We start from the raw sequence: 22,933 nt of genomic DNA on the forward strand, positions 1-22,933 counted from the left end.
CCCCTTTCCCCGTTCGCCCACCCCACCCAAGGAGCGAGACATGTCACGCCAGAAGGGCACCGGCCCCGGTGCGTTCAGCCCGGAGGGCGACCCGGTCGAGCTGTACGCGATCCTGCGCGCCGGCCGGACGCCACAGGTGGTGGACGCCGCGCTGCCGCGCAAGGCCGACGTGCTGGAACTCGGCGCCGGCACCGGCCGCCTCACCCACCCGCTGGTCGCCCTCGGGCACCAGGTGGTCGCGGTCGACCACAGCGCCGACATGCTGGCCAAGATCGAGGGTGCCGAGACCGTGCTGGCCGAGATCCCGGACCTGCACCTCGGGCGGACCTTCGACGCGGTGGTGCTCGGCTCCTGCCTGGTCAACCTCCCGGACGCGGAGGTGCGCTACGAGATGATGGCCGCTGCCAGGCGCCACGTCCGTCCCGGCGGCCGGGTGCTGATCGAACGGGCACTGCCCGAGTGGTTCACCGGTGTCGGCGAGCCCCGGGTCTGGGACGACATCACCGCCACCCTGCTCAAGGTGGAGCAGCTCACCCCCGACCTGGTGCGCGCCCTGATGGAGTACTGCTGGCAGGGCCGTCGTTGGACGCACCTGCAGATCGTGCACTTCCTCGGCGAGGCCACGCTCGACGACTACCTGGAGGCGGTCGGTCTGCGCCGCGACGAGTGGATCACCGAAGACACCTCCTGGCTCGCCGCCTCACCCGTCAACTGACCGTCTGACAGCGCACCTTGACCACGTCTGCCGCACCGCCCGGTCCGCTCGCGCGCGGACCCGGCGCCGAGCGGCCCCCAGTCCAAGAGAGCGAGGCGCCCTCGTGCACGCACCCCGGACGGTCCCCCGGACCGAGGGGGACTGGTTCTGGCTACCGGTTCCCCGTCCGCACGCCGCGATCCGGCTGTTCTGCTTCCCGCACGCCGGCGGCGACGCCACCGCCTTCGCCTCGCTCGGGCAACTGCTGCCCGAGGAGATCGAGTTGTGGGGGGTACGGATGCCGGCCCGGGGCGGACGCGCCCGCGATCCGTACCCGGAGACCTTCGACGACCTGGTCCGGGCGGTCGGCGCGGCCGCGCTGCCCCACCTCGACCGCCCGTACGCCGTGCTCGGCCAGAGCGTCGGCGCCCTGGTCGGCTACGAGGTGGCCAGGCACCTGAGCCGCCGACTGGCCCCGACGGCGTGCGTCGTCATCGGCTTCGCGCCCCCGCACACCTGGCGCGCGACACCCGGCTCCGGCGGCGCCGACGACGTGCGCGAACTGGCGGACTTCATGCTCCGCAACGACGAGCGCGCCGGCGCGGTGATCAGCCACCCCGCACTGCGGGAGAGGGTGGAACGCGTGCTCCTCGCCGACATGGGCCTGGTCCGCACCTACCGGCGCGCGGGCACCGCACCGCTGGACTGCCCCCTGCACGCCGTCCTCGGCGCCGAGGACGAGGCCGTGACCGCCTGGGAGATGACGGAGTGGAAACGCTGCTCCACCGGAAGCCACGCCCTCGACGTGCTGAACGCCGGACATCTGGTGCTCCAGTCCGGCGAGGCCGTCGTGCGACAGGTGGCAGACATCGTCCAGGGCCTGTTGCTGCCGTCCCCGTACTGACGGGCCACCCCACGGGGGCGGGCCGAGGCGCCGCCACCGACGCCCGCACACCCAAGGAGCAGGAGCACCATGAACGCCGTCCCCAGCGCGACCGTCCTCCCCGACCTCACCGACCCCGCGTTCTGGGCCAGCGACGACAGTCTCCCGATCCTCCGGGAACTGCGCCGACGGGCCCCGTTGTGGCACCTGGAATCGGCGACCGAGGGGCCGTTGTGGTGCGTGCTGTCGCACGAGCTGGCCGGTGAAGTGCTGGGCGACGCGGCACGGTTCAGCTCCGAGCGGGGGTCGCTGCTGGGCACCGGCCGGGACCGGGCGCCGGCCGGTGCGGGCAAGATGATGGCGCTCACCGACCCCCCGCGCCACCGGCACCTGCGGAACCTGGTGCTGCCGTACTTCTCCAAGCGGAAGGCGACCGAGCTCCGGGGACGCGTCGTCGAGCTGACCCGCCAGGTGGTGCACGGCGCGCTGGGAGCGGCGGAGACCGACTTCGTCCGGGGGATCAGCTCGACGGTGCCGCTGACCGTCATGTGCGAACTGCTCGGCGTCCCGGACGAGGACCAAGGCCACGTCGTGGGCATGTGCGACCGGGCGTTCCTCGGCGACACCCCCGAGGAGCGCGCCGAGGCCCACCAGCAACTGCTGCCCTACCTGTTCGGGATCGGTCTGCGCCGCCAGGGCGATCCGCGCGACGACCTCATCAGCTCGCTGGTCACCCACGAGGTGGACGGCCGCCGACTGCCGCTGGACGAGGCCCTGCTCAACCTCGACAACATCCTCGTCGGCGGGGTCCAGACCGTGCGCCACACCTCGTCGGCGGCGATGCTGGCGCTGACCCGGCACCCGGACGCCTGGGAGGCCATGCGCGAGGACGGGTACGACCCCGAACTCGGGGTCGAGGAGCTGCTGCGCTGGACCTCGGTGGGCCTGCACGTGCTGCGCACGGCCCGCACGGACACCGAACTCGCCGGGCGGCGCGTGCGCGCGGGGGAGCGCGTGGTGGTCTGGACGCCCGCCGCCAACCGCGACGAGACGGAGTTCGAGGAGCCCGACCGACTCCGGCTCGACCGCACTCCGAACCGACACCTGGCCCTCGGCTGGGGGCCCCACTACTGCATCGGCGCCCCGCTGGCCCGGGTGGAGCTGGCCGCGCTCTTCGGCGTGCTGTCCGAGGCGGCCGAACGGGTCGAGGTGCTGCGGCCGCCGGTCCCCAACCGCTCCCTCATCAACTTCGGGCTCGACTCCCTCGACGTGCGGCTGCACCCCCGCGCGGGGCGCGGCTGACGGGCCCGTGCCCGGCAGGGGGCTGCGCGCCGGCACACCCGAGCAGCCCCTGCCGGGTCTCAGATGCGGCGGTGAACTACGCTCATGCCTTGCATCTGTGACCATCGGCAAGGGGGTCTCGTGAGCGAAGGCATGCTTCCGCCGGGGCAGCGACTGGTGAAGGGCTGGCCCGTCTCGCACTACGGGCCGGTGCCCCGCTTCCGCCCGGAGCGGTGGACCCTCCGCGTCTTCGGCGCCACCGCGAGCGGGCAGCCGCACGCCTGGACCTTCGACGAGGTCGTCGCCCTGCCGGGGGTGACGATCGTGGCGGACCTGCACTGCGCGTCCGGCACCAGCACCATCGGCCACGAGTTCTACGGGGTGCCGGCCGCCGCGCTGCTGGACCTCGCCCCGCCCGCCCCGGACGCCACGCACGTCATGGCCTGGGCCGAGTACGGCTACAGCGCCAACCTTCGCCTGTCCGACGTCACCGCGGACACCACCGTGATGGCCACCCACCACGACGGGGAGCCGCTCACCGCCGAACACGGCGCGCCCCTGCGCCTGGTCGTCCCGCACCTCTACGGCTACAAGGGGCCGAAGTGGCTGCGCGGCATCGAGTACATGACCCGGGACCGGCGCGGCTTCTGGGAGGAACGCGGCTACCACAACACCGCCGACCCCTGGGCCGGGAAGCGCCACGCCTACGAAGAGGACGACGCCCCCTAGCGGCCACGGCCCCGAACTCCCGCGCCCGTCAAGCACCAACGGGCACATCCGCATCACCAGTCAACTACCGATACGAAAGCGCCATTTGACGGGCGCCGATGACGAGGAGGGATCGGCATGACGGACACCGAAGAGGCACGGATCGCGGGTCTGGTCGCCGCGCAGGAGAAGGCCATCGCGCTGTTCGCCGAGGTGGAGGCGCGCGGGATCGTGGCGCCCGGACGGGGGGAGCGGGAGGTCAGCGACCACGTCCGCGACCTGGCGAACGAGATGTTCGGCACCACCAAGCACTGGCACAAGCGGATCATCCGCTCCGGCCCCAACACGCTGGCGCCCTACCGCGACAACCCACCGGACCGCGTCATCGGCGAGGAAGACGTCGCCTTCGCCGACTTCGGCCCGATCTTCGAGGAGTACGAAGCCGACTTCGGCCGCACCTACGTCTTCGGTCAGGACCCCGACAAGCACCGCCTCCTGGCCGACCTGCCCCGCATCTTCGACGCCGGCCGCGCCGCCTTCCAGTCCGACGACACCATGACCGGCGCCCGCCTGTACCGGACCGTCGAGGAACTGGCCGCCGAGGCCGGATGGGAGATCGGCATCTGGCACACCGGCCACCTGGTCGGCGAGTTCCCCCACGAGACCAACGACGGCGCCAAGTCCGAGTCCTACATCACCCCGGACAACACCTCACCGTTGCGCCGCACCGACCGGGCCGGACGGGCCTGCCACTGGATCCTCGAACTTCACTTCGTCGACCGCGCACGGCAGTTCGGCGGCTTCTACGAGCAACTCCTGGACCTGGCCTGACGGCGCGCGCGGGCGGCGCGGACCGGCCCGTCAGCCCGTCGCCACGCCGGTCCCTCAGCCCGCGTAGGTGAGTTGGACGAGCGTGATCTCGGTGTCGCCGATGAGGATGACGCCGGCGACGTGGCTGCGGGCGATGGTCCGCATCACCCCGTCATCGGTCCCGTAGGGCTCGGAGTACGAGGGCGGGTCGACCAGCGCGTCCAGCAGGAGCACCGAGAGGTCCTGACGCGCCTCGTCCGGGAGGGACTTGTAGGTGGCGTGGAGGGCGGGGTCGAGGTGGAGCCGGTAGGTCACGCGGCGCCCCACCCGTGCGCACCGCTCTCGCCGGCGGCGGAACGCAACTCCTCGGCGCTCACGTCGATCAGCCCCGCACGGTAGGTGGAGGGGAGGTTCCCGGCCCCGCAGAACGACGTGCGCAGGTGCTCGACCCGCTCGCGGTCGGCTTCGAAGGTCTCGATGAACTTCACCCAACGGTTCAGGACGGCCGGTAGCTCGCGGACGTCGGTGAAGCCGATCTCCCGCATGAACGTCGCCCGCAACTCGGAATGCGGCAGGGCGTGGGAGATGCCGTCGACCGTCCACGACCGACCGGAACTGCTCATCGGATCCTCCACCTGACCTGCGGGCGCGGAGGAATGCATCCGCGCCGTCCGCCCCACCACGGTAGCAATCCTCCCGCGTCGGCGGCGACGCCTTCGCCACGGATCGTCGATGACCTCGGCATTACCTCTCCGGTAATCGATCCGGTGCGCCGCGGCCGGCAGGCTTGCCGTCGCAGGTGCGTGACCCAATTCAAAGGACGAGGGCCACCACAACCGCGCATTCCGGCCACAGACGGATAGTTCTCCAAGGAGTGATGTCATGACCTCGGTCAAGCTCGCCGCGACGCAGGGCGCCCCCACGACGACCGGTCCCGCCACCTGGCTGCGCCGCTTCCTGGCGCTCGACGCGGTCGTCACCGGGGCCAACGGGTTGGCCTACCTCCTCGCCCCCGGTCCCGTGGGCCGCCTGATCGGTGTCGATCCGGGCCTGCTGGCCGGGCTCGGAGCGTTCTTGACGGCGTACGGGGCGGCGGTGGGAGTGCTCGCGGTGCGGGCGCGGCAACCCGCCCTCGCCGTGCGGCTGGTGGTGCTGGCCAACGTGGTCTGGGCCGTGTCGAGCCTCGTCGCGCCGGCCCTCTGGTTCGACGCCAGCACCGCGGGCACGGTGTGGATTCCGTTGCAGGGCGTCGTGGTGGGCGGCTTCGCCGCGCTCCAGTACGGCGCGTTCCGCCGGTGCACGGCCTGACGGTGCCGGCGCCGCCTCGGCACGAGAACTCGGTGGCCAACCCGGGCCGCCCCGGGCCACCATGCCGTGCATGACCGACCAACCCGCACGATGGACCCAGGCGACCGTGTACCCCGACATGTGGGCCGACCCCGACGACGATCCCCGCGACAACGGCGGCCCCGTCCCGGACGGCGAACTCGCCACCCTGAAGGACTTCCTGACGAACTACCGGATGACCCTGCGGATGAAGTGCGAGGGCCTGGACCCGGAGCAACTGGCCCGGCGCTCGGTCCCGCCCTCGACGCTGTCGCTGCTCGGCCTGGTCCGCCACCTCGCCGAGGTGGAACGGGACTGGCGCGGCTGGCTCGGCGAGGGGGACCCGCTGCCGAAGCTGTACGGCGTGCGCGACGGGGACTTCGACGGGGCCGTCGGCGAACAGGCCGTGGTCGACGCCGCCTACGTCGACCTGGAGCGCGAGCAGGCCGCGACCGACGCGGCGCTGGCCGCGCACCCGGACCTGGGCGAGCGGGTGGGGAAGGACAAGTTCGCGATCCGCGAGCTGCTGGTCCACCGGATCGAGGAGTACGCCCGGCACTGCGGCCAGGCCGACCTGCTCCGCGAATGCATCGACGGGCGGGTGGGCCAGTGACGGGCGCCCGGGCGCATCCGCCCTCCCCGTGCCACCGGCAGCCACGCCAGCGGGGCGACGCCCGCCGGTGACCGGGGAGGGAACGCGGTCGTGACCGCCGTCCTCGACGGCGGCGGTCAGACCCAGTACGGCGCCCGGGGGACCGGGCCGGGCTCGGACGACGACAGGCCGGCGCCGGTGGTGCGGCCGGTCAGCCAGCCGAGGAGCTCGGCCTGGGGACCCGTCACGGTCGGTCCGCCGACGCCCAGTTCCAGGGCCAGGTCGGTATCGGACGCCGCGATCCGCAGGGGTGCGATGCCGGTGCGTCGCCGCTGTGCCGCGAAGAGGTCGTCGATGATCCAGCGGGCGGCCTCCGGCGGCACGTCGGCGAAGGCGTAGCCGGCGGCCAAGTCGACGTGGTGCACTTCGAGTTCGCGCAGCCGGGTGGGCAGGAGGGCGGCCGGTGTGCGCAGTTCACCGGTGCGCATGCGGACCTCGTAGCTCCAGGCCGCGTCGGGCAGGGCCCGTACGGCGTGGTCGAAGCGCTCGGCGCTCGCCTGGACGTCGGCGACCAGTTCGCGGACCGGGCGCCGGGCACCGGCCTCGATCTCCGCGGCCCGGGCGTCCATGCTCGCGTACTGCGGGGTCTCCACTCCGGTACGGGCCCAGGTGAGCAGCCGGCAGAGGCTGTCGGTGGCGCGCGCCACATGGGTGATCACATGGCCGCGGGTCCACGGCGGCACCAGCGTCGTGCCAGCGACGTCTGCGTCGGCGAGTGCCGCGACGGTCTTCACGAAGCGGTCCGTGGCCGCCGAAATCGGACCCATCGCCTCGGCCTCGTGCATCTCGCCCCTCACTTTCGCCGCCGGTCAAACGGATGCGAAACGCACGCTTCCCACGAGGTGTTCCACATGGTGGAACGCTCGTATCGCATCCTGGTGATCGTGCGGACTCTAGGCGGCACGCTTCCGCGGCGTCAACGAACCCTTGCGCGGGCACCGTTCCGGAGATCAGCCCCGTATCCCCATGACTGTCGCGGCTCGGGAGGAAACACGGCACTTCATCTGGTCCACCCGCGAAGGGCGCCAGTCACCTGTTTCTCCGATCCGGCACGCCACGGCACGTTCCGGACCTCGAACGGCGTTGGATATCGGTCATCAACTCCCCGCACCGCGACGGACGAAGCCGCACCGTGAGTGGAATCCCCGGCTCCCGACCCACCGGATTCCTTGGCGCGTAAGGTGCTGCCGCCCGCCCCCGACCGCAACCACCGTGCGGAGCCGGGAGTCCTACTGGACATGAAGCGACGCATACCCTTCCGACTCAGCAGACCCGCGGCCGGCGCCCTCGGCCGCCGAGCGGGCGCAGCGCTCGCCCTGACCTCCCTCACCCTCCCGCTGACGGTCGCCCTGAGCTCGCCCGCCCAAGCCGCCGACTCGGGCTGCCACGGACTCCGCGGCCCCTACCAGAGCCAGGCCGAGCGGTTCCTCGGACTCAAGGTCGACGGTCGGCAGTCGACGTCCGACTGCCGCGCCATCCGGGCCTTCCAGAACAGCCACGGCATCACCCCGAACTACGGCTACGCCGGCCCGGTCACCTGGAGCGTGATGCAGGTGGTGGCCAAGCAGCGGGCCGCCGGCCGCAACCCGAACAGCGCCCACAAGTGCCCCACCAACAAGGGCCGTATCGCCTGCGTCGACCTGACCCGGCAGATCAGCTGGATCCAGGACGGCCGACGGCTGGTGTACGGCCCGGTACCCGTCCGCACCGGCCGCAAGGGCGGCGCGACCCGCACCGGCCTCAAGCGCGTGTACTGGCGGCACCTGAACCACGTGTCGACCATCTACCACACGCCCATGCCGTACAGCCAGTTCTTCGACGGCGGTGAGGCGTTCCACGCCATCAGCGGCAGCGTCTGGTCCGCCCCCGGCTCGCACGGCTGCGTCAACATGCGCACCAACGACGCGAAGAAGTACTGGTCGCTGCTGCACAACGGCGACGACGTCTACGTCTACGGGCGCAAGCCCGGTACCTGAGCGGTCCCGCGGGCGTGCCGCCGCTGCGGCCGGCACGCCCGCACCCCGCAGGACGGCGGCACCGCACGACCCCGGCCGTCACCGCGCGCCGGGCCGCCCGGGCCGCCCGCCTCAGCTGGCCAGCAGGGTGTACAGGGCCATCGGCGTCACGTAGCCGGGCCAGCGGCCGTCCGCGAAGAGGTGGACGCCCGCGTCCTGGTAGCACTGGTCGACGAGCTGGGAGCAGATCATGTGCCGGGTGCTGGCAACGTAGCGGCGCAAGCCCGGAACGGGCAGGTGGAAGCGGTGGGTTGCGATCGCCGCGTAGTCGAGGAAGCTGTACGGCACGCCCACGTACCGGTCGGCGGCCGCGCAGATGCCCTCGCGCTGCTGCTCGGTGAGCCGCTTCGGGCATACATACAGCACGTCGGAACCGTCGTACTCGGTGAGCTGGCGGATGCGGGCGCCGCCCGGCTCGGCCTCCAACAACCGGTCACCGGGCAGTACCAGGAAGGCGTGTTCGTAGTCGGCGAAGCCGTCTCCGTTGATCCACTGGCCGAAGCGGATCAACCGGCCGGTGACACCGGATATCTGGGTGAGCCCGATGTCACCGGGCAGGGGATGGGTGTGCTTCATGAGCGGCTCCTGAGAGCGTGAGAAGCGGATTCCCCCGGGTGATACCCGCTGTTCGGGCACCCGCACCGCGCCACGGCCAGTCTTCGGGCCGCCGATCCGTCGGGCCCGCGCCGCTGCGGAACGCGAGGGAACGGTGATGCTTCCGACGCCCTGAGGGGTAAACGTTCCGCGACCGACACGGGGCAGCACCGACGACGAGGAGCGCGCGACCACCATGGCCACGGGCAGCACCGACACCCCGACGACCGCGGACCACAGCACCAGCACGGCGCTCACCGGCAGCGTCGCCCTGGTGACCGGCGCCTCCAGCGGCATCGGCGCCGCCACCGCACTGGCACTGGCCCGCGAGGGCTGCTCCCTCGCCCTGATCGCCCGCCGGGCCGACCGCCTGCACGCGTTGACGGAGACGATCACCGCGCAGGGCGGCGGCCCGGCCGTCGCCCTGGCCGCCGACCTCAGCGACGCGGAACAGACCCGGCAGGCCGTCGAACGGACCGTGGAACGCCTCGGCCGCCTGGACGTACTGGTCAACAACGCCGGCTACGGCGCCCGCGCCGCCGTCGAGGACGGCGACCCCGACGACTGGGACCGGATGGTCGACCTCAACCTCAGGGCCGTCCTACGGATGTCGCACGCCGCGCTCCCGCACCTGCTGCGCGCGGCCGGGTCCGGCCCGCGCGGGGTCGCCGACCTGGTCACCGTCAGCTCCGTCGCCGGCCGAGTGCCCCGCAAGGACAACAGCGTCTACTCCGCCACCAAGCACGCGGTGTGCTCCTTCAGCGAGTCCCTGCGCCAGGAGGTGACCGGTCGAGGCGTCCGCGTCGGACTGGTCGAACCCGGCATGACCACCACCGAGATGACCCTCGGCGGTCAGGCCGCGTCGGCCCACGGCCTGCCCCGGGACGCCTGGCTGCACGCCGACGACGTCGCCCGCGCCATCGCCTTCATGGTCACCCAACCGGCCCGGGTGGCCGTCAACGAAATCATGGTCCGGCCCACCGCCCAGGAGCGCTGACCCGTGCCGCTGCGCCTCCTGGTCACCTCCGACACCCACGTCCCGCGACGCGCCAAGGCCCTGCCGCCGCACCTGCTCGACGCCGTACCGCACGCCGACGTCGTGGTGCACGCCGGCGACTGGACCGACCTCGCCACCCTGGACCTGCTCCGGGCCCGGGCCCGCCGGCTGATCGCGGTCCACGGCAACAACGACGGCCCGGAACTGCGCGCCCGGCTGCCGGAGGTGGCCCGCGCGGACCTGGACGGACTGCGCCTCGGCGTGGTGCACGAGACCGGCCCCGCCCGGGGCCGGGAACACCGCTGCGCCGAGCGCTTCCCCGACCTCGACGTGCTCGTCTTCGGACACAGCCACATCCCGTGGGACACCACGACGGAGACGGGCCTGCGCCTGTTGAACCCCGGTTCCCCGACGGACCGCCGCCGGCAGCCCGCCTGCACGTACGTGACCGCCGAGATCACCGGCGGCCGGCTCACCGAGGTCGTGCTGCACCGCCTGCCCCCTCGACGCTGAGCCCTCCCCGCCCGAGGTCACCGACCCAACAGGCCCCGCACATAGGCGGCCTGGCCCGCGTGCTGCAGGTCGTCCGAGACCACGCTGACCAGCCGGACGCCCAGGGTGACCGGCGGCGACCAACCCCGGTCGACGACCCGGCCGAGGTCCTTCACGGCGAGCGTGGCGAGGAACCGCGCGGTGCTCTCGTGCACGGCGGCGTGATAGCCCGTCAGCAGCTCGGCGCTCAGGCCCCGGACCTTCGCGACGTCCTTCCGGGAGTGCCCGTAGCCGATGTCGGCCTCGGGGAACGGCAGCCCGAACGCCTCGTACCACTCGTCGGCGGTCCAGATCTGCTCGGTGCCGGCCACCCCGGCGACGTGGTCGTCCTGGACCCGGGTGAGGTGCCAGACCAGCCAGGCGATGGAATTGGCCCGTCCGTCGGGGCGGCTGTCGAGTTCCTCGGGGCCGAGGCCGTCCACCACCTCCTCGACGACCTCGCGGATCCGGCCGAAGGCGTCGACGAGCAGATCGGTGCTGGCGGACATGGCGGCTCCGTGCGGTGGGGAACGTCCGGGGACCGGCGGACGCCCATCGTCGCAAGCCGGGCCGGGGCGTGCCGCCCGGCGCACCGGCGCGGCCGGTCGGTCCGCCGCATGGCGCAGGCCGGCGGTGTGCCCGCACGGCGCGTTCGGCACGGGCGCGGCGCGGTCGACGCGGTGCGTCAGGACCGGGCGGACCGTACGGCGAGGGTGTCGAGCAGGGCCTGGACCGGCCGCAGCGCGCGGTCTCCGGGGCCCACGACGGCGAGGACGCGGGGGAGCGGCTCCACCACCCGGACCAGCCGGCCGGCCCGGAGGTAGGGGTTGGGGTCGCGCAACGCGGCCTCCAGCGCCGCCCGCGTCCAGTACGTGCGGGCCAGGACCAGCGCCCAGCGGTGTTCGTCCTCGTAGGGCAGCCAGCGACCCGCGGTGTACGCGTCCGCCAGGTCGTGGGCCTGACGGGACATCGCCTGCCAGCTGAAGTCCTCCTCGATCAGCTCGCGACGCCGTCGGCCGGGGCGGTCCTCACCGCACGGTGCGCACAACCGCACCTGACGCCGTTCCGGACCGGCCGGCCGGCGCACCGCCACGGGGGGCGCGTCGATGGCGGGACGGCGGTAATGGCACAGGTCACAGGTGGCTGCGCCGGTGAACGAGGGGTCCGGATATGAGCTCACGAAGGACTCAACGACACAAACGTGACCAGGTGGCGTGGCGCATGATCGGCGACCTCCGGCAACGGTGCGACGTCGTGCTGCGGCATGCGAACAACCCTACCCAGCCCAGGAGTTGGCCAAAGGTTACCCACGCAACAGTCACAATTGAGTATGTACACGTTTCCTTCATGCCGCCGCCCGCCGCCCGCCGCCCGCCGCCGCCTGGACGTCCGCTGCGGTCGGCCACTGGCGCGTCCAGTCGGGCACGGAGGGTCCCCGCCACCGCTCAGTCGGCCGGTGCACCCACCCGCGTCGCCACCACCAGGCGGCACCGGGGACTGCCGTCCGGCCGGCGGCCCAGTTCCGGCAGCGCCCGCAACTCCACCGCGAACCCGGCCCGCCCCAACTCGGCCCGCACCTCGGCCAGGCGGAAGCCCCGGTAGTACATGACGAACGGCGGGCGCCACAGCGCGTTGCGGACTCGCATCGCCGCGTCGAAACCCCACAGCGCCCAGTACAACGGCGAGCCCGGCCGGGCGGGCGCCAGCACCGGGAACACGAACCGGCCGCCGGGCCGCAGCACCGAGCCGACCTGGGCGAACAACCCCGGTCGCGCCCGCGGCAGGAAGTGCCCGAACGCCCCGAAGCTCACCACGACGTCGAAGGCCGGGCCGAACGGCAGCGCCCGCGCGTCCGCCCGCACCCACTCCAGGCGCGGTCCCGCCCCGTCCCGTTCCGCCTCCGACGCGCGGGCCCGTCCGACCGCGAGCATGCCCGCACTGATGTCGACGCCGGTCACCCGCTCCCGGCACACCTGCCGCAGGACCTCCATCCCCGCGCCCGTACCGCAGCACAGGTCCAGCCCGGCGCTGAACGGCCCCAGCTCGCGCAACTCCCGGACCACCGGCTCCAGCACCACCTCCGGTGTCCGGAACGGCGTCCGGTCGAACTTCGGGGCGAGCAGGTCGTAGCCCCGCTCGACGGACGACAGTGCCTGGACGGCGAGCTCACGGAACGTGGGACCTTCGGGTGCGAACACCGCGTCAGCATAGGCGCCGGGTCCGCGCTACGACCGCGTGATGTAGTCGTGGATCGCCGGATCGCTGACCTTGGTGTAGACCCCCGGGTGCCCGGGCGCGGCGCACCCCGAGCCCCACGACGCGATGCCCGCCAGGCGCCCGTCCACCACCAGCGGCCCTCCGCTGTCGCCCTGGCAGGCGTCCTTGCGGCCCTCCTGGTAGCCGTAGCACGTCATCCGCGGGGTGATCGAGGACGGTCCGTAGGCGCCCTTGCAGTAGGCGTCGCTGAGCTTGGGCACGTCGACCCGCCGCAGCCGCTCCGGCAGCGCGCCGCCGTCCCGGGTCGCGCCCCAACCGGTGACCGTCGCCGGGGTGCCCGCCGAGGGCTCGCTGCCCGCCGGCACCAACGGGACCGCCCGCACTCCGTCACCGAACCGGAGCGGGGACGCCAGGACCAGCACCGCCACGTCGTAGTCGATCGTGGCGGCGTCGTACTTCGGGTGCCGCAACACCCGGGCCACCCGGACCACCTGCCCGCCCGAACCACGGGCGGCGCTGCCCGCCCGGACACTCAGCGACCCCGGTGGCGCCCCCACGGTGCAGTGGGCCGCGGTCACCACCGCATCGGCGCGGACGATCGAACCGCCGCAGATGTGGCCCCCGCGGTTGCGCAGCGACACCTGCCACGGCACGTCCCGCACGTCCGCGTTCCCCCCGCCGACGATGCGGGTGTCCGGCACCGGCCGGCCCGCCATCGCCGTCGCCGACGGAACAGCGGCCAGCACCGCCCCGCACACCGCCCCGCACACCGCGGCCGCCGCCGCCCCGCCCCGCAGCCATGCCCCTGCCATTCCGCCTCCCGCATCCCTTTCGGCCAGGACCCCTCCTCGTCCCGCGATCCTCCAAGGACTCCGCGGCGGACCGGGGCGAAGAGCGAGTCGGTTCCATCGAATTGGTGGTCTTCGGGCCGTCGGCGTTTGAGCGGGTGCCGTGCGCTCGGAACGTTGCGGCGGTCCGGTGCCGGCTCGACCGCGGACACCGGGCCACCGGAGACACGAGCCCACCGAGACCCCGAGCGCCGCGGCCCGGGGCACGGAAGTGCGTACGCTGAATCCGCCGCCGCAACACTGGCCGGATCCTTTCGGTGTACGACAGGAGCTCACGATGGCCGCCCCCACCCCCACCGGTGCTGGCTCCGGGCCCATGGCGCGGCACCGCCTGCGCGCCTGGATGCTGCAAGGGGTCGCCGACATGGGCAAGCACCAGCCCGCCGCGCCGGAGACCGGTCACCACGGACAACGCTGGTGGCGGGTGATGTGCCTGACCGGCGTCGACTACTTCTCCACCCTCGGCTACCAGCCCGGCATCGCCGCCCTCGCCGCCGGTCTGCTCTCACCCGTGGCGACCCTCGTCCTCGTCCTGGTCACCCTCGCCGGCGCGCTGCCCGTGTACCGCCGCGTCGCCACGGAGAGCCCGCACGGCCAGGGTTCGATCGCGATGCTGGAACGGCTGCTGTCCTTCTGGAAGGGCAAGCTGTTCGTCCTCACCCTGCTCGGCTTCGCCGCCACCGACTTCCTGATCACCATCACCCTGTCCGCCGCCGACGCCGCCACCCACCTCGTCGAGAACCCGCACGTCCACAGCGCGCTCCAGGGCCGCCAGATGGTCGTCACGTTGATCCTCGTCGCGCTGCTCGGTGCCGTCTTCCTCAAGGGGTTCCTCGAAGCGATCGGGGTGGCCTTCGTCCTCGTCGGCGTCTACCTGGCCCTCAACGCGGTCGTCGCGGCCGTCGCGATCTGGCACGTGGTCACCACCGGGCACGTGGTCACCGACTGGACGCGGGCCTTGACCGTCCAACACGGCAGCATTCCGGCCATGATCGCGGTGGCCCTCATCGTCTTCCCGAAACTCGCCCTCGGCCTCTCCGGATTCGAGACCGGCGTCGCGGTCATGCCCCACATCGAGGGCGACCCCGACGACACCGAAGAACGCCCCACCGGGCGGATCCGGGGCGCCAAGAAGCTGCTCACCACCGCCGCCGTCATCATGAGCGTCTTCCTGATCATCACCAGCTTCGTCACCACCCTCCTCATCCCCGCCGCCGCGTTCCGACCCGGCGGACCCGCCAACGGCCGGGCCCTCGCGTACCTCGCGCACGAGTACCTCGGCTCCGCCTTCGGCACCGTCTACGACGTCTCGACCATCGCCATCCTCTGGTTCGCCGGCGCCTCCGCCATGGCCGGCCTGCTGAACCTGATGCCGCAATACCTCCCGCGCTACGGCATGGCGCCGCACTGGGCCCGCGCGGTCCGGCCGATGGTGCTGGTCTTCACGGCCGTCGCCTTCCTGGTCACCTGGATCTTCGACGCCAACGTCGACGCGCAGGGCAGCGCCTACGCCACCGGCGTCCTCGTCCTCATCAGCTCCGCGGCGATCGCGGTGACGATCGCCGCCCGGCGCGCCGAGCAGCACGGCTGGACCATCGGATTCGCGGTGATCGCGGTGGTCTTCCTCTACACCACCGTCACCAACGTCATCGAGCGGCCGGACGGCGTGAAGATCGGTGCCTGTTTCATCGCCGGCATCATCCTGCTCTCGTTCGGTTCACGGCTCGCCCGCGCCTTCGAACTGCGCGTCAGCGAAGTGATCCTCGACGACACCGCCGCCCGCTTCGTCCGCGACATCGCCCAGCGCCGCATCCGCTTCATCGCCAACGAGCCGGACCGGCGCGACTACGCCGAGTACCGGGACAAGGCCCAGCAGATCCGCGCCGACAACGACATCCCGCCGGAGGACGACCTGGTGTTCGTCGAGGTCACCATCAAGGACCCGTCCGAATTCGAAAGCGAACTCCACGTGCGCGGCTACGTCATGCACAACCGCTACCGCGTGCTCTGCCTGGAGAGCGCCGCCGTCTCCAACGCCCTGGCCGCCCTGCTCCTGTACGTCCGCGACACCACCAAGCAGCGCCCGCACATCTACTTCGAGTGGACCGAGGGCAACCCCTTCGCGCAGTTCCTGCGCTTCTTCCTCTTCGGCCAGGGGGAGGTCGCCCCCGTCACCCGAGAAGTGCTCCGCGAGGCCGAACCAGACCGCAGCCGCCGGCCTCGGGTCCATGTCGGCTGAGTGCTTTCTTCGATCGCGGGTTTTGAGTAGCAGCCTGCCTCCCGCGAGGCTCACCGAGACTCCTCCACTCGGCACTGACGGTCAGCAGCGCCACCCAGAGACCACCGGGCCGTCAAGCCCGCCCACTTCTCGCACCACCACCACGACGGCTGTCCGTGTGCGTGACCAGTACAGGGCCTGTCTGACAGTCAGTGACGGCAGCACCCGGTCGCGTCGGGGAGATTCAGCACATGAGGAGTGGGTCCGGCTCAAGCCGAATCTACCGAAGTCCGGTTGGCGCGGCGACTGTTGGGCCGACCACCGCAGGTTCGTCAAGGGAATCCCGTTCCGACTGCGCACGGGGGTGCCGTGACGGGACCTACCTGTGCGTTTCGGTCCGTGGAGGACGGTGTACGAACGGCATAGACGCTGGTCGGCGGACGGCGCGTGAGACATGAGCTTGGCGGCAGTCCTGACCGACGCCGATGCGGAAGGCCCGATCGCCCGGTCGGTGGTGAGCGTTGATTCGACCTCCTGCACCGGGCCCGTCATCACGCCGCCGAGGTCCGTAGGAAGTCGCCACGAGTGCCGGGGAAAGACGTACACCCCCGCAGCGCCGGCGCGACGAGGGACTCGGCCGCTCCCGGGGCGGCCTGACCTGCAAGATCCACCTCACCGGTGAGGGCGGACGCCGTCCCCTGGCGCTGCTGATCACTCTGGGCCAGTGGAGCGACGCCCCGCAGCTCATCCCTGTCATGGAACGCATCCGTGTTGGCCGCCTCGGTGGCGGACACCCGCGCACGCGGCCAGACCACCTCGGCGGCGACAAGGCGTACTCCTCCCGCCACAATCGCCACTTCCTGCGACGACGCCAGACCAGGCACACCATCCCCGAACCCAGAATCAGCGGGCCAATCGCCAAGCTCGCGGCAGCAAGGGCGGTCGCCCCACCGGCTTTGCCAAGACGACCTACAGGCGCAGGACCGCAGTGGAGCGGACGATCAACGCGCCACAGAACTTCCGGGCAGTGGCCACGAGGTTCGACAAACGCGCCTGCATCTTCCACGGCACCGTCACCATCGCCTCGATCCGACTCCGGCTTCGGTCGTGATCCGCCGACTGCTACTCGTCCGAGCCCGCAGCCGACAGCGGTACCTCGACGACGAAGAACAGGAAACAGGTTTTGGTGGAAAGGTCATGGAAGGCGTCGGGGAACAGCTCACGGGCGGCCGGGTCGGGCTGCGGCTCGCTGATGGCGGAAAGGCGGAAGCCGGCTGTGGTGAAGGCATCGGTCATCGTGTGCAGTGGCTTGCGCCAGAACTTCATCGGGGCGGACTGCCCGTTGAACGTCCAATCGAAGGAATAGCTGGAGTTCGCGAAGTAGTCGGGTCGGGGATCCTGGATCGTGTAAGCCACAAAAGGGTGGTCCACCGACGCGATCAGTCGGCCGCCGGGCTTGAGTACCCGCCGCAACTCGGCCAGCGTCGGCCCCCAGTCCTCCAGGTAGTGCAGCACCAGCGACGCCACCACGTCGTCGAACGCACCGTCGGCGAACGGCAGGCGGTCGCGCAGGTCGACCACATGCAGGGCCGCGTCGTCACCCAGCCGCCGCCTTGCCAGCGACAGCATGCCGGCGCTGGCGTCGATACCGGTGACGACAGCACCGCGATCGCGCAGTGCAGCGGACAGGGTGCCCGACCCGCAGCCAGCGTCCAGGATCCGGTGGTCGGCCACGTCGCCGGCGAGGGCCAGCATCGCCGGCCGCTCGTAGTACGCGTTCACGAGGTTGTTCTCGTTCTCGGCCGAGTACGCCTCGGCAAAGCTGTCGTAGTCATTCACCTGGGCCGGTTCCGCAGACCGGGCGGGATTTTCGGGCACGTCGGTTACGCGTTCCATCACCGCAGCCTAGTGACCACGTGATCCGCCGGACAGGCCCTAGCGACGACGCGTGACAGTGCGCCTGCCTTGCCTGAGTCGCCGTCCGAGGAGGGCTGTCTGCTCGGACTTGAGTCGTGCGAAGTTCTCGCGGGCGTAGGCGCGTATCGCGGTCGCCGGGAACGCGCGGGGTGGGTGCTCGATGGTCAGGTCCCCGGCTTCCCATTTCGCGGCGGACAGTTCGTGCCAGGCTGCGTGCGCGTAGACCTCCAACAGGAGGGGCGGCATATCGGCTTCGTCCATCAGGTCCGCTTTGGTGTTGACGAGGTCGCGGATGGCGCGGTGGGTGGGCAGGAAGACGGTGGTGATCCACAGCCGCCATGCGTCCTGCTCGTCCCGGTGGGACAGCGGCTCGCGTCCTTCGGGGCGGGGGTGTTTCTCGCTGAACGCGTGGTAAAGGCGGCTGTTGACCTCGACCAGTGCGAGAAGCGGCCCGTAGAACTCGGAGAGTTGGCGGTTCACCCGCGCCAGCCGTTCCTGTCGCTGCGTCAGCCGCAGGTTGTTGAGGTAGGTGACGAGGTACCCGGCGAATCCTGCCATGACGGTGACGACCACTGCGCCCATGGGCGGCAACACTAACGTCCGACCGACGGCTTGGGCCATGGCGTTGCCCCTTGTGCGCACGCGGCCGGCGGCCCCTGCTCGTCACCCAAACCCCTCCGTTCGAATTCTGAGCTGGGTAAACACCGGAACGCCACAGACCGTCATACCGAGACCAGTTCGGAGACAGGTACTGACCTTGTCGTTTGAGGTCCAGGGTCGGACGCGGCTTGAACTTGGTCCCGGTGCGGACGCTCGTCGACCTGGCGCTCGCTCCGGAACACCGCCGCTGCGTCGCGCTCTGGAGGTGACGCCGTTGCCGAGGGCTTCGGGCGGTCGGATCGTGCTCGCCGCAGATGTCTCGCCGTGGCTGCGGCCGGCCGCCAGCACCTGCCCTGACCGGGCCTTCCGCCACACATTCGGCCGGGGTGAGGGCAAACACCGGTTGGCGCCCGGCTGGCCGTGCTCGATCGTGGCCGCGTTGGAGACGGGCCGCACGTCGTGGACGGCGGTGCTGGACGCGGCCCGCCTGGAGTCCGGTGCCGATGTCGCCGCCGACGGCGGTTCAGAAACCCGCGCACGAAGACCGGCTCTCCTGCCAGCGCACCGAAACCCTCAACGCCCGCGCCAGGAGGGTTACTTGGCTCGAAGAACCGCCGTCCGGCGGTCCGTCACGACGTGGGCCGCTTCCTCGTGGCCGGCGAGGCATGCAGCCGCCCCGCCCATCACAACGTCGGCACGAAACCAGGGGGAGCCAACACTGATCGTTAAATGACGAGAATTCGGGATGAAACGACGGGAGAAAACGCCCTCTTGCCTGTTCCGCTTGCTTGGAGTGCACTCCAAGGTCATAGCGTTGAGGGAATTCCTGTATCGCTAGGGTTTCGGCGGCGTCCCGGAAGGCTGTCTAACTTCTGTGCCGGATCCCGGCTGAACGCAAAATAGGCGGGAGCCAGGCGATCGATATCCCAGGAGCATCTCTAATGCAACAACGCAAACTAGGGCAAGACCTCGAAGTCTCGGCTCTCGGGCTCGGCTGCATGGGCATGAGTTTCTTCTACGGTCAGCCGCAAGACACAGCCGAGATGACGAAGCTGCTGCGGGCGGCCGTTGACCACGGCGTGACCTTCTTCGACACCGCCGAAGTCTACGGCCCTTTTACCAATGAGGACCTGGTCGGTCAGGCGCTGGCACCGGTCCGCGACCAAGTGGTGATCGCCACGAAGTTTGGAATCAAGCACGGCGAGCACGGGCCGACCCCGATGTCCGGGGTCGACAGCAGACCCGAGCAGATCCGCCGAGTGACCGAGGCCTCGCTCAAGCGTCTTCGAACCGAAAGCATCGACCTGCTCTACCAACACCGCGTCGACCCCAACGTGCCCATTGAAGACGTGGCCGGCACGGTCAAGGAGCTGATCGCCGAAGGCAAGGTAAAGCACTTCGGCCTGTCCGAGGCCGGTGCCGCGACGATTCGTCGTGCCCACGCCGTGCAGCCGGTAACGGCACTGCAAAGCGAGTATTCGCTCTGGATGCGCGAGCACGAAACCGAAATCATTCCGACCTTGGAGGAACTGGGCATCGGTCTGGTGCCCTACAGCCCGCTCGGCAAAGGATTTTTGACCGGCAAGATCGATTCCAGCACGTCGCTGGCCGACAACGACCTCCGCCGCCTGCTTCCGCGCTTCAGCCCTGAAGCACGGGAAGCCAACCAGGTGCTGGTCGACCTGCTGCAGCAGATTGCCGACGACAAGGGGGCCACGCCGGCCCAGATCGCTCTCGCCTGGGTGTTGGCGCAGAAACCGTGGTTCGTGCCGATCCCCGGCACCACCAAGCTGCACCGCCTAGAAGAGAACCTGGGCGCACTCGACGTCGAGCTGACGACCGGCGACCTGCATCGGATCGAAGAGGCCGCGGCCGACATTCGGATCCAGGGCGAACGTCTCCCTGAGCAGTTGCAGTCGCGGTTCGGCCGCTGAAAGCCTGCTCTGACTCCTGAGACCGCAGGTCGCCGCACCGATGGCGGGTAGGAGGTCGTCCCAACGCTGCTGTTCGTGGAACCGTCTCGGAGACGGTTCCACGAACGGCGGCGATCCTCTTCCTGGTTGTGGAGGACTCCCGGGAGGACCGGACTGGGAAGGCCAGGGGGCTCGAAGAACCACCGCCCCACAACCCGCTACGACGTCCGGAAAACGGCCAGGCGACCGGAGAGCATCACCGAGCGCGACAGTCTCAGAGGTTAAAGGGCAAGTCGACCGTCGCGCCGTCGTCACCCCAGTCCCGGGATCCCCGAAATCACCAGATCGATCAGCTTGATGCCGACGAACGGTGCCACCAGTCCGCCCAACCCGAAGAACGCCAGGTTGCGGCGCAACAGGTCGTGTGCCGACGCCGGCCGGTAGCGCACCCCGCGCAGCGCCAACGGGATCAGCGCCACGATCACCAGCGCATTGAAGATGATCGCCGAGGTGATCGCCGACGTCGGACTGTGCAACTCCATCACGTTCAGCGCGGACAGTCCCGGATACACCCCCGTGAACATCGCCGGAATGATCGCGAAGTACTTGGCGACGTCATTGGTGATCGAGAACGTCGTCAACGCCCCGCGGGTGATGAGGAGTTGCTTGCCCACCTCGACGATCTCGATCAGCTTGGTCGGGTTGGAGTCGAGGTCGACCATGTTGCCGGCCTCCTTCGCGGCGGAGGTGCCGGTGTTCATCGCCACCCCGACGTCGGCCTGTGCCAGCGCCGGAGCGTCGTTCGTCCCGTCACCCGTCATGGCCACCAGCCGGCCGCCCGCCTGCTCGCGGGTGATCAGGCCGAGCTTCTCCTCCGGCGTGGCCTCCGCCAGGTAGTCGTCCACCCCCGCCTCGCGGGCGATCGCCGCGGCCGTCAGCGGGTTGTCGCCCGTGACCATCACCGTCCGGATGCCCATCCGGCGCAGCTCGGCGAACCGCTCCCGGATCCCCTCCTTCACCACGTCCTTCAGATGCACCACCCCCAACACCCGCGGGCCCCGCCGATCCTCCACCGCCACCAGCAGCGGCGTCCCGCCGGACGCGCTGATCGCATCGCTGAACAGCCGTGCTTCCGGCGGCACTTCACCGCCCCGCTGCGCCACCCATTCGACGATCTGGGCCGCTGCCCCCTTGCGGAGCACCACCTCGCCCGGATACTCCGACGGTCGTTCGGGCCCGCCCGCAGCACCGGACGGCCCGCCGGCCGCCCCCGTCGATCCGGATCCTGCCGCTCCGGACCCGTCCGACCAGCGCAGGTCCACCCCGCTCATCCGCGTCCGCGCACTGAACGCCACGTACCGGACGAACGACAGCTCCCCCTCGTCCGGTGCCCGCAGTCCGTACTTCGCACGGGCCAGGGCCACCACGGAACGTCCCTCCGGCGTCTGGTCCGACAGCGACGACAACGCGGCGGCATCGGCCAGCGCCAGCTCGTCCAGCCCCGGCAGCGGCACGAACGCCACCGCCTCCCGGTGACCGAGGGTGATGGTCCCGGTCTTGTCGAGCAGCAGCGTGTTGATGTCCCCCGCGGCCTCCACCGCACGACCGGACATGGCCACCACGTTGCGCTGCACCAGGCGGTCCATCCCGGCGATCCCGATCGCCGACAACAACGCCCCGATGGTCGTCGGGATCAGCGTCACCAGCAACGCCACCAGCACCGCCGTCTGCTGGGCGGCGCCCGCGTACGTCGCCATCGGCTGCAGCGTGACGACCACCAGGAGGAAGATGATGGTCAGCGCCGCCAGCAGGATGTGCAGCGCGATCTCGTTCGGCGTGCGCTGCCGCGCCGCCCCCTCCACCAACGCGATCATCCGGTCCAGGAAGGAGTGCCCGGCCCGCGAGGTGATCCGGACGACGATCCGGTCCGACAGCACCGTCGTCCCGCCCGTCACACCGGACCGGTCCCCGCCGGCCTCCCGGAGCACCGGCGCCGACTCCCCGGTCACCGCGGACTCGTCGATGCTCGCCACCCCCTCGACGACCTCGCCGTCCGCCGGGACCGTCTCGCCGGCGGCCACCAGCACGAAGTCGAACGGCCGCAGGTCGGACGCCGGCACCGTCTCGGTGACGGCACTGTCGAGGTGGACGCCGACCCGCCAGTTGTCCCGCAGCCGCCGGGCCGTGAGGTCCGTCCGGGCCCGCCGCAGCGACGCCGCCTGCGCCCGGCCCCGGCCCTCCGCGACCGCCTCCGCGAGCTGTGCGAACAGGACCGTCAGCCACAGCCAGCCACTGATCACCCAGCTGAACACCGACGGCTCCAGCACCGCGGACAGCGTCGTCAGCAGCGAGCCGCACGCCACGACGAAGAGCACCGGATTCGCGGCCAGGACCCGCGGATGCAGCTTGCGCAGGGCCTCCGGCAGGGCCGTCAGCAGCACCCGCGGATCGAACAGTCCGGCCGACGCCCGCCGTCGCCGCCCCCTGCGGCCGCCGCCCCCGGGCGCGCCCCGGGCGGGGTCCCCGACCGGGCCGGGCACCGGCTCGGTCTGCGGGATGGAGGAAACACGGGACGGGGCAGCAGGCATGCGAGTGCTTTCTGGACGACGGGCACGGGGAAGAGGCCGCAAGACGTCGGACGGGGAGCTGCGCATGCGCCATCAGACGGCCCTTGACCTGCGCGTCCGCCGTCCGTGACCGTCTCCCGGCCGGCACCGAATCTAGGGCCT

Annotated in this window: 23 protein-coding genes and 2 pseudogenes; 14 read left to right on the forward strand and 11 right to left on the reverse strand. The window is 71.1% G+C overall.

Annotation, left to right across the window (positions count from 1 at the left end):
- The first annotated feature begins 40 nt into the window (after positions 1–40).
- The 5 genes from ACJ6WD_RS14640 (at position 41) to ACJ6WD_RS14660 (ending at position 4,397) form a co-directional block, all read left to right on the forward strand.
- Positions 41–715, forward strand: coding sequence for a bifunctional 2-polyprenyl-6-hydroxyphenol methylase/3-demethylubiquinol 3-O-methyltransferase UbiG (locus ACJ6WD_RS14640; RefSeq protein ID WP_233656122.1), 675 nt, complete (start codon positions 41–43; stop codon positions 713–715).
- Between the two features lie 103 nt (positions 716–818).
- Positions 819–1,598, forward strand: coding sequence for a thioesterase II family protein (locus ACJ6WD_RS14645; RefSeq protein WP_233656121.1), 780 nt, complete (start codon positions 819–821; stop codon positions 1,596–1,598).
- A 69-nt stretch (positions 1,599–1,667) separates the two neighbouring features.
- Positions 1,668–2,879 (forward strand): cytochrome P450, encoded by a 1,212-nt coding sequence (locus tag ACJ6WD_RS14650; protein WP_407615918.1) that lies wholly within the window; start codon positions 1,668–1,670, stop codon positions 2,877–2,879.
- An 84-nt stretch (positions 2,880–2,963) separates the two neighbouring features.
- The gene (locus ACJ6WD_RS14655; RefSeq protein WP_331246127.1) at positions 2,964–3,587 is read left to right on the forward strand and encodes a molybdopterin-dependent oxidoreductase; all 624 of its coding nucleotides are present in this window, start codon (positions 2,964–2,966) and stop codon (positions 3,585–3,587) included.
- 117 nt (positions 3,588–3,704) lie between these two features.
- Complete coding sequence (locus ACJ6WD_RS14660) at positions 3,705–4,397, forward strand: M24 family metallopeptidase (RefSeq protein WP_407615919.1); 693 nt, start codon at positions 3,705–3,707, stop codon at positions 4,395–4,397.
- A gap of 54 nt (positions 4,398–4,451) precedes the next feature.
- On the opposite strand, the gene ACJ6WD_RS14665 is transcribed toward ACJ6WD_RS14660, so the two are convergent.
- Together ACJ6WD_RS14665 and ACJ6WD_RS14670 are read right to left on the reverse strand one after the other, a co-directional pair.
- Positions 4,452–4,691, reverse strand: a complete 240-nt coding sequence (locus tag ACJ6WD_RS14665; RefSeq protein ID WP_037634704.1) for a hypothetical protein — start codon at positions 4,689–4,691, stop codon at positions 4,452–4,454.
- A complete protein-coding gene (locus ACJ6WD_RS14670; RefSeq protein ID WP_275466649.1) occupies positions 4,688–4,999 on the reverse strand; it encodes a hypothetical protein in 312 nt (103 codons plus the stop codon). Before ACJ6WD_RS14670 ends, ACJ6WD_RS14665 begins: the two co-directional genes overlap by 4 nt.
- A gap of 259 nt (positions 5,000–5,258) precedes the next feature.
- Here ACJ6WD_RS14670 and ACJ6WD_RS14675 point away from each other — a divergent pair, with 259 nt between their 5' ends.
- Positions 5,259–5,684, forward strand: coding sequence for a hypothetical protein (locus ACJ6WD_RS14675; RefSeq protein WP_331246129.1), 426 nt, complete (start codon positions 5,259–5,261; stop codon positions 5,682–5,684).
- 61 nt (positions 5,685–5,745) lie between these two features.
- Complete coding sequence (locus ACJ6WD_RS14680) at positions 5,746–6,315, forward strand: DinB family protein (RefSeq protein WP_233656116.1); 570 nt, start codon at positions 5,746–5,748, stop codon at positions 6,313–6,315.
- A 116-nt stretch (positions 6,316–6,431) separates the two neighbouring features.
- Here ACJ6WD_RS14680 and ACJ6WD_RS14685 read toward each other — a convergent pair whose 3' ends face one another.
- Positions 6,432–7,139 carry a maleylpyruvate isomerase family mycothiol-dependent enzyme gene (locus ACJ6WD_RS14685; RefSeq protein WP_407615920.1) on the reverse strand — a complete coding sequence of 236 codons (708 nt, stop codon included), beginning with the start codon at positions 7,137–7,139 and terminating at the stop codon, positions 6,432–6,434.
- A 453-nt stretch (positions 7,140–7,592) separates the two neighbouring features.
- On the opposite strand from ACJ6WD_RS14685, the gene ACJ6WD_RS14690 reads away from it, so the two are divergent.
- On the forward strand, positions 7,593–8,330 hold the full coding sequence (locus ACJ6WD_RS14690) for a L,D-transpeptidase family protein (RefSeq protein ID WP_233656114.1): 738 nt from the start codon (positions 7,593–7,595) through the stop codon (positions 8,328–8,330).
- A 111-nt stretch (positions 8,331–8,441) separates the two neighbouring features.
- Here ACJ6WD_RS14690 and ACJ6WD_RS14695 read toward each other — a convergent pair whose 3' ends face one another.
- Positions 8,442–8,945, reverse strand: a complete 504-nt coding sequence (locus tag ACJ6WD_RS14695) for a hypothetical protein (RefSeq protein WP_233656113.1) — start codon at positions 8,943–8,945, stop codon at positions 8,442–8,444.
- Between the two features lie 214 nt (positions 8,946–9,159).
- Here ACJ6WD_RS14695 and ACJ6WD_RS14700 point away from each other — a divergent pair, with 214 nt between their 5' ends.
- Complete coding sequence (locus tag ACJ6WD_RS14700; RefSeq protein ID WP_233656112.1) at positions 9,160–9,960, forward strand: SDR family oxidoreductase; 801 nt, start codon at positions 9,160–9,162, stop codon at positions 9,958–9,960.
- A gap of 9 nt (positions 9,961–9,969) precedes the next feature.
- On the forward strand, positions 9,970–10,473 hold the full coding sequence (locus tag ACJ6WD_RS14705) for a metallophosphoesterase (protein ID WP_233656263.1): 504 nt from the start codon (positions 9,970–9,972) through the stop codon (positions 10,471–10,473).
- 17 nt (positions 10,474–10,490) lie between these two features.
- Here the strand turns inward: ACJ6WD_RS14705 and ACJ6WD_RS14710 are convergent, their stop codons facing one another.
- The 4 genes from ACJ6WD_RS14710 to ACJ6WD_RS14725 all read right to left on the reverse strand — a co-directional run bounded on the left by ACJ6WD_RS14710 (position 10,491) and on the right by ACJ6WD_RS14725 (position 13,520).
- Positions 10,491–11,000, reverse strand: coding sequence for a mycothiol transferase (locus ACJ6WD_RS14710; protein WP_233656111.1), 510 nt, complete (start codon positions 10,998–11,000; stop codon positions 10,491–10,493).
- 176 nt (positions 11,001–11,176) lie between these two features.
- Positions 11,177–11,671 (reverse strand): hypothetical protein, encoded by a 495-nt coding sequence (locus ACJ6WD_RS14715; RefSeq protein ID WP_331246133.1) that lies wholly within the window; start codon positions 11,669–11,671, stop codon positions 11,177–11,179.
- A gap of 265 nt (positions 11,672–11,936) precedes the next feature.
- Positions 11,937–12,689 carry a class I SAM-dependent methyltransferase gene (locus ACJ6WD_RS14720; protein WP_233656109.1) on the reverse strand — a complete coding sequence of 251 codons (753 nt, stop codon included), beginning with the start codon at positions 12,687–12,689 and terminating at the stop codon, positions 11,937–11,939.
- Between the two features lie 27 nt (positions 12,690–12,716).
- Positions 12,717–13,520, reverse strand: a complete 804-nt coding sequence (locus tag ACJ6WD_RS14725; protein WP_376554626.1) for a serine protease — start codon at positions 13,518–13,520, stop codon at positions 12,717–12,719.
- A 313-nt stretch (positions 13,521–13,833) separates the two neighbouring features.
- On the opposite strand from ACJ6WD_RS14725, the gene ACJ6WD_RS14730 reads away from it, so the two are divergent.
- Together ACJ6WD_RS14730 and ACJ6WD_RS14735 are read left to right on the forward strand one after the other, a co-directional pair.
- The gene (locus ACJ6WD_RS14730; protein WP_233656107.1) at positions 13,834–15,795 is read left to right on the forward strand and encodes an amino acid transporter; all 1,962 of its coding nucleotides are present in this window, start codon (positions 13,834–13,836) and stop codon (positions 15,793–15,795) included.
- A 181-nt stretch (positions 15,796–15,976) separates the two neighbouring features.
- Positions 15,977–16,885: pseudogene (locus tag ACJ6WD_RS14735) on the forward strand (IS5 family transposase).
- Positions 16,886–16,896: 11 nt separating this feature from the next.
- Here the strand turns inward: ACJ6WD_RS14735 and ACJ6WD_RS14740 are convergent.
- Positions 16,897–17,670, reverse strand: a complete 774-nt coding sequence (locus ACJ6WD_RS14740) for a class I SAM-dependent methyltransferase (protein ID WP_407615921.1) — start codon at positions 17,668–17,670, stop codon at positions 16,897–16,899.
- Positions 17,671–17,709: 39 nt separating this feature from the next.
- Positions 17,710–18,273: a hypothetical protein gene (locus tag ACJ6WD_RS14745; protein WP_407615922.1), complete on the reverse strand. Its 564-nt coding sequence runs from the start codon at positions 18,271–18,273 to the stop codon at positions 17,710–17,712.
- Between the two features lie 218 nt (positions 18,274–18,491).
- Between ACJ6WD_RS14745 and ACJ6WD_RS14750 the strand changes: the two are divergent.
- Together ACJ6WD_RS14750 and ACJ6WD_RS14755 are read left to right on the forward strand one after the other, a co-directional pair.
- A pseudogene (locus ACJ6WD_RS14750) lies at positions 18,492–18,805 on the forward strand (transposase); the annotation flags it as partial.
- Between the two features lie 427 nt (positions 18,806–19,232).
- Entirely contained in the window at positions 19,233–20,225 is a 993-nt protein-coding gene (locus ACJ6WD_RS14755) for an aldo/keto reductase (protein WP_233656103.1), read from the forward strand.
- A 290-nt stretch (positions 20,226–20,515) separates the two neighbouring features.
- On the opposite strand, the gene kdpB is transcribed toward ACJ6WD_RS14755, so the two are convergent.
- The gene (gene kdpB, locus ACJ6WD_RS14760; protein ID WP_267952095.1) at positions 20,516–22,792 is read right to left on the reverse strand and encodes a potassium-transporting ATPase subunit KdpB; all 2,277 of its coding nucleotides are present in this window, start codon (positions 22,790–22,792) and stop codon (positions 20,516–20,518) included.
- Between the last annotated feature and the right edge of the window lie 141 nt (positions 22,793–22,933).

The sequence above is a fragment of the Streptomyces sp. VTCC 41912 genome, assembly GCF_045799175.1.
Classification (GTDB): domain Bacteria; phylum Actinomycetota; class Actinomycetes; order Streptomycetales; family Streptomycetaceae; genus Streptomyces; species Streptomyces albulus_C.

Excerpts from the sequence above, each read along its gene's own strand:
- ACJ6WD_RS14640 (WP_233656122.1), top strand. The coding sequence starts at position 41 with ATGTCACGCCAGAAGGGCACCGGCCCCGGTGCGTTCAGCCCGGAGGGC.
- ACJ6WD_RS14650 (WP_407615918.1), top strand. The coding sequence starts at position 1,668 with ATGAACGCCGTCCCCAGCGCGACCGTCCTCCCCGACCTCACCGACCCC.
- ACJ6WD_RS14655 (WP_331246127.1), top strand. The coding sequence starts at position 2,964 with ATGCCTTGCATCTGTGACCATCGGCAAGGGGGTCTCGTGAGCGAAGGC.
- ACJ6WD_RS14660 (WP_407615919.1), top strand. The coding sequence starts at position 3,705 with ATGACGGACACCGAAGAGGCACGGATCGCGGGTCTGGTCGCCGCGCAG.
- ACJ6WD_RS14670 (WP_275466649.1), bottom strand. The coding sequence starts at position 4,999 with ATGAGCAGTTCCGGTCGGTCGTGGACGGTCGACGGCATCTCCCACGCC.
- ACJ6WD_RS14675 (WP_331246129.1), top strand. The coding sequence starts at position 5,259 with ATGACCTCGGTCAAGCTCGCCGCGACGCAGGGCGCCCCCACGACGACC.
- ACJ6WD_RS14680 (WP_233656116.1), top strand. The coding sequence starts at position 5,746 with ATGCCGTGCATGACCGACCAACCCGCACGATGGACCCAGGCGACCGTG.
- ACJ6WD_RS14685 (WP_407615920.1), bottom strand. The coding sequence starts at position 7,139 with ATGCACGAGGCCGAGGCGATGGGTCCGATTTCGGCGGCCACGGACCGC.
- ACJ6WD_RS14690 (WP_233656114.1), top strand. The coding sequence starts at position 7,593 with ATGAAGCGACGCATACCCTTCCGACTCAGCAGACCCGCGGCCGGCGCC.
- ACJ6WD_RS14695 (WP_233656113.1), bottom strand. The coding sequence starts at position 8,945 with ATGAAGCACACCCATCCCCTGCCCGGTGACATCGGGCTCACCCAGATA.
- ACJ6WD_RS14700 (WP_233656112.1), top strand. The coding sequence starts at position 9,160 with ATGGCCACGGGCAGCACCGACACCCCGACGACCGCGGACCACAGCACC.
- ACJ6WD_RS14710 (WP_233656111.1), bottom strand. The coding sequence starts at position 11,000 with ATGTCCGCCAGCACCGATCTGCTCGTCGACGCCTTCGGCCGGATCCGC.
- ACJ6WD_RS14725 (WP_376554626.1), bottom strand. The coding sequence starts at position 13,520 with ATGGCAGGGGCATGGCTGCGGGGCGGGGCGGCGGCGGCCGCGGTGTGC.
- ACJ6WD_RS14730 (WP_233656107.1), top strand. The coding sequence starts at position 13,834 with ATGGCCGCCCCCACCCCCACCGGTGCTGGCTCCGGGCCCATGGCGCGG.
- ACJ6WD_RS14740 (WP_407615921.1), bottom strand. The coding sequence starts at position 17,670 with ATGGAACGCGTAACCGACGTGCCCGAAAATCCCGCCCGGTCTGCGGAA.
- ACJ6WD_RS14745 (WP_407615922.1), bottom strand. The coding sequence starts at position 18,273 with ATGGGCGCAGTGGTCGTCACCGTCATGGCAGGATTCGCCGGGTACCTC.
- ACJ6WD_RS14755 (WP_233656103.1), top strand. The coding sequence starts at position 19,233 with ATGCAACAACGCAAACTAGGGCAAGACCTCGAAGTCTCGGCTCTCGGG.
- kdpB (WP_267952095.1), bottom strand. The coding sequence starts at position 22,792 with ATGCCTGCTGCCCCGTCCCGTGTTTCCTCCATCCCGCAGACCGAGCCG.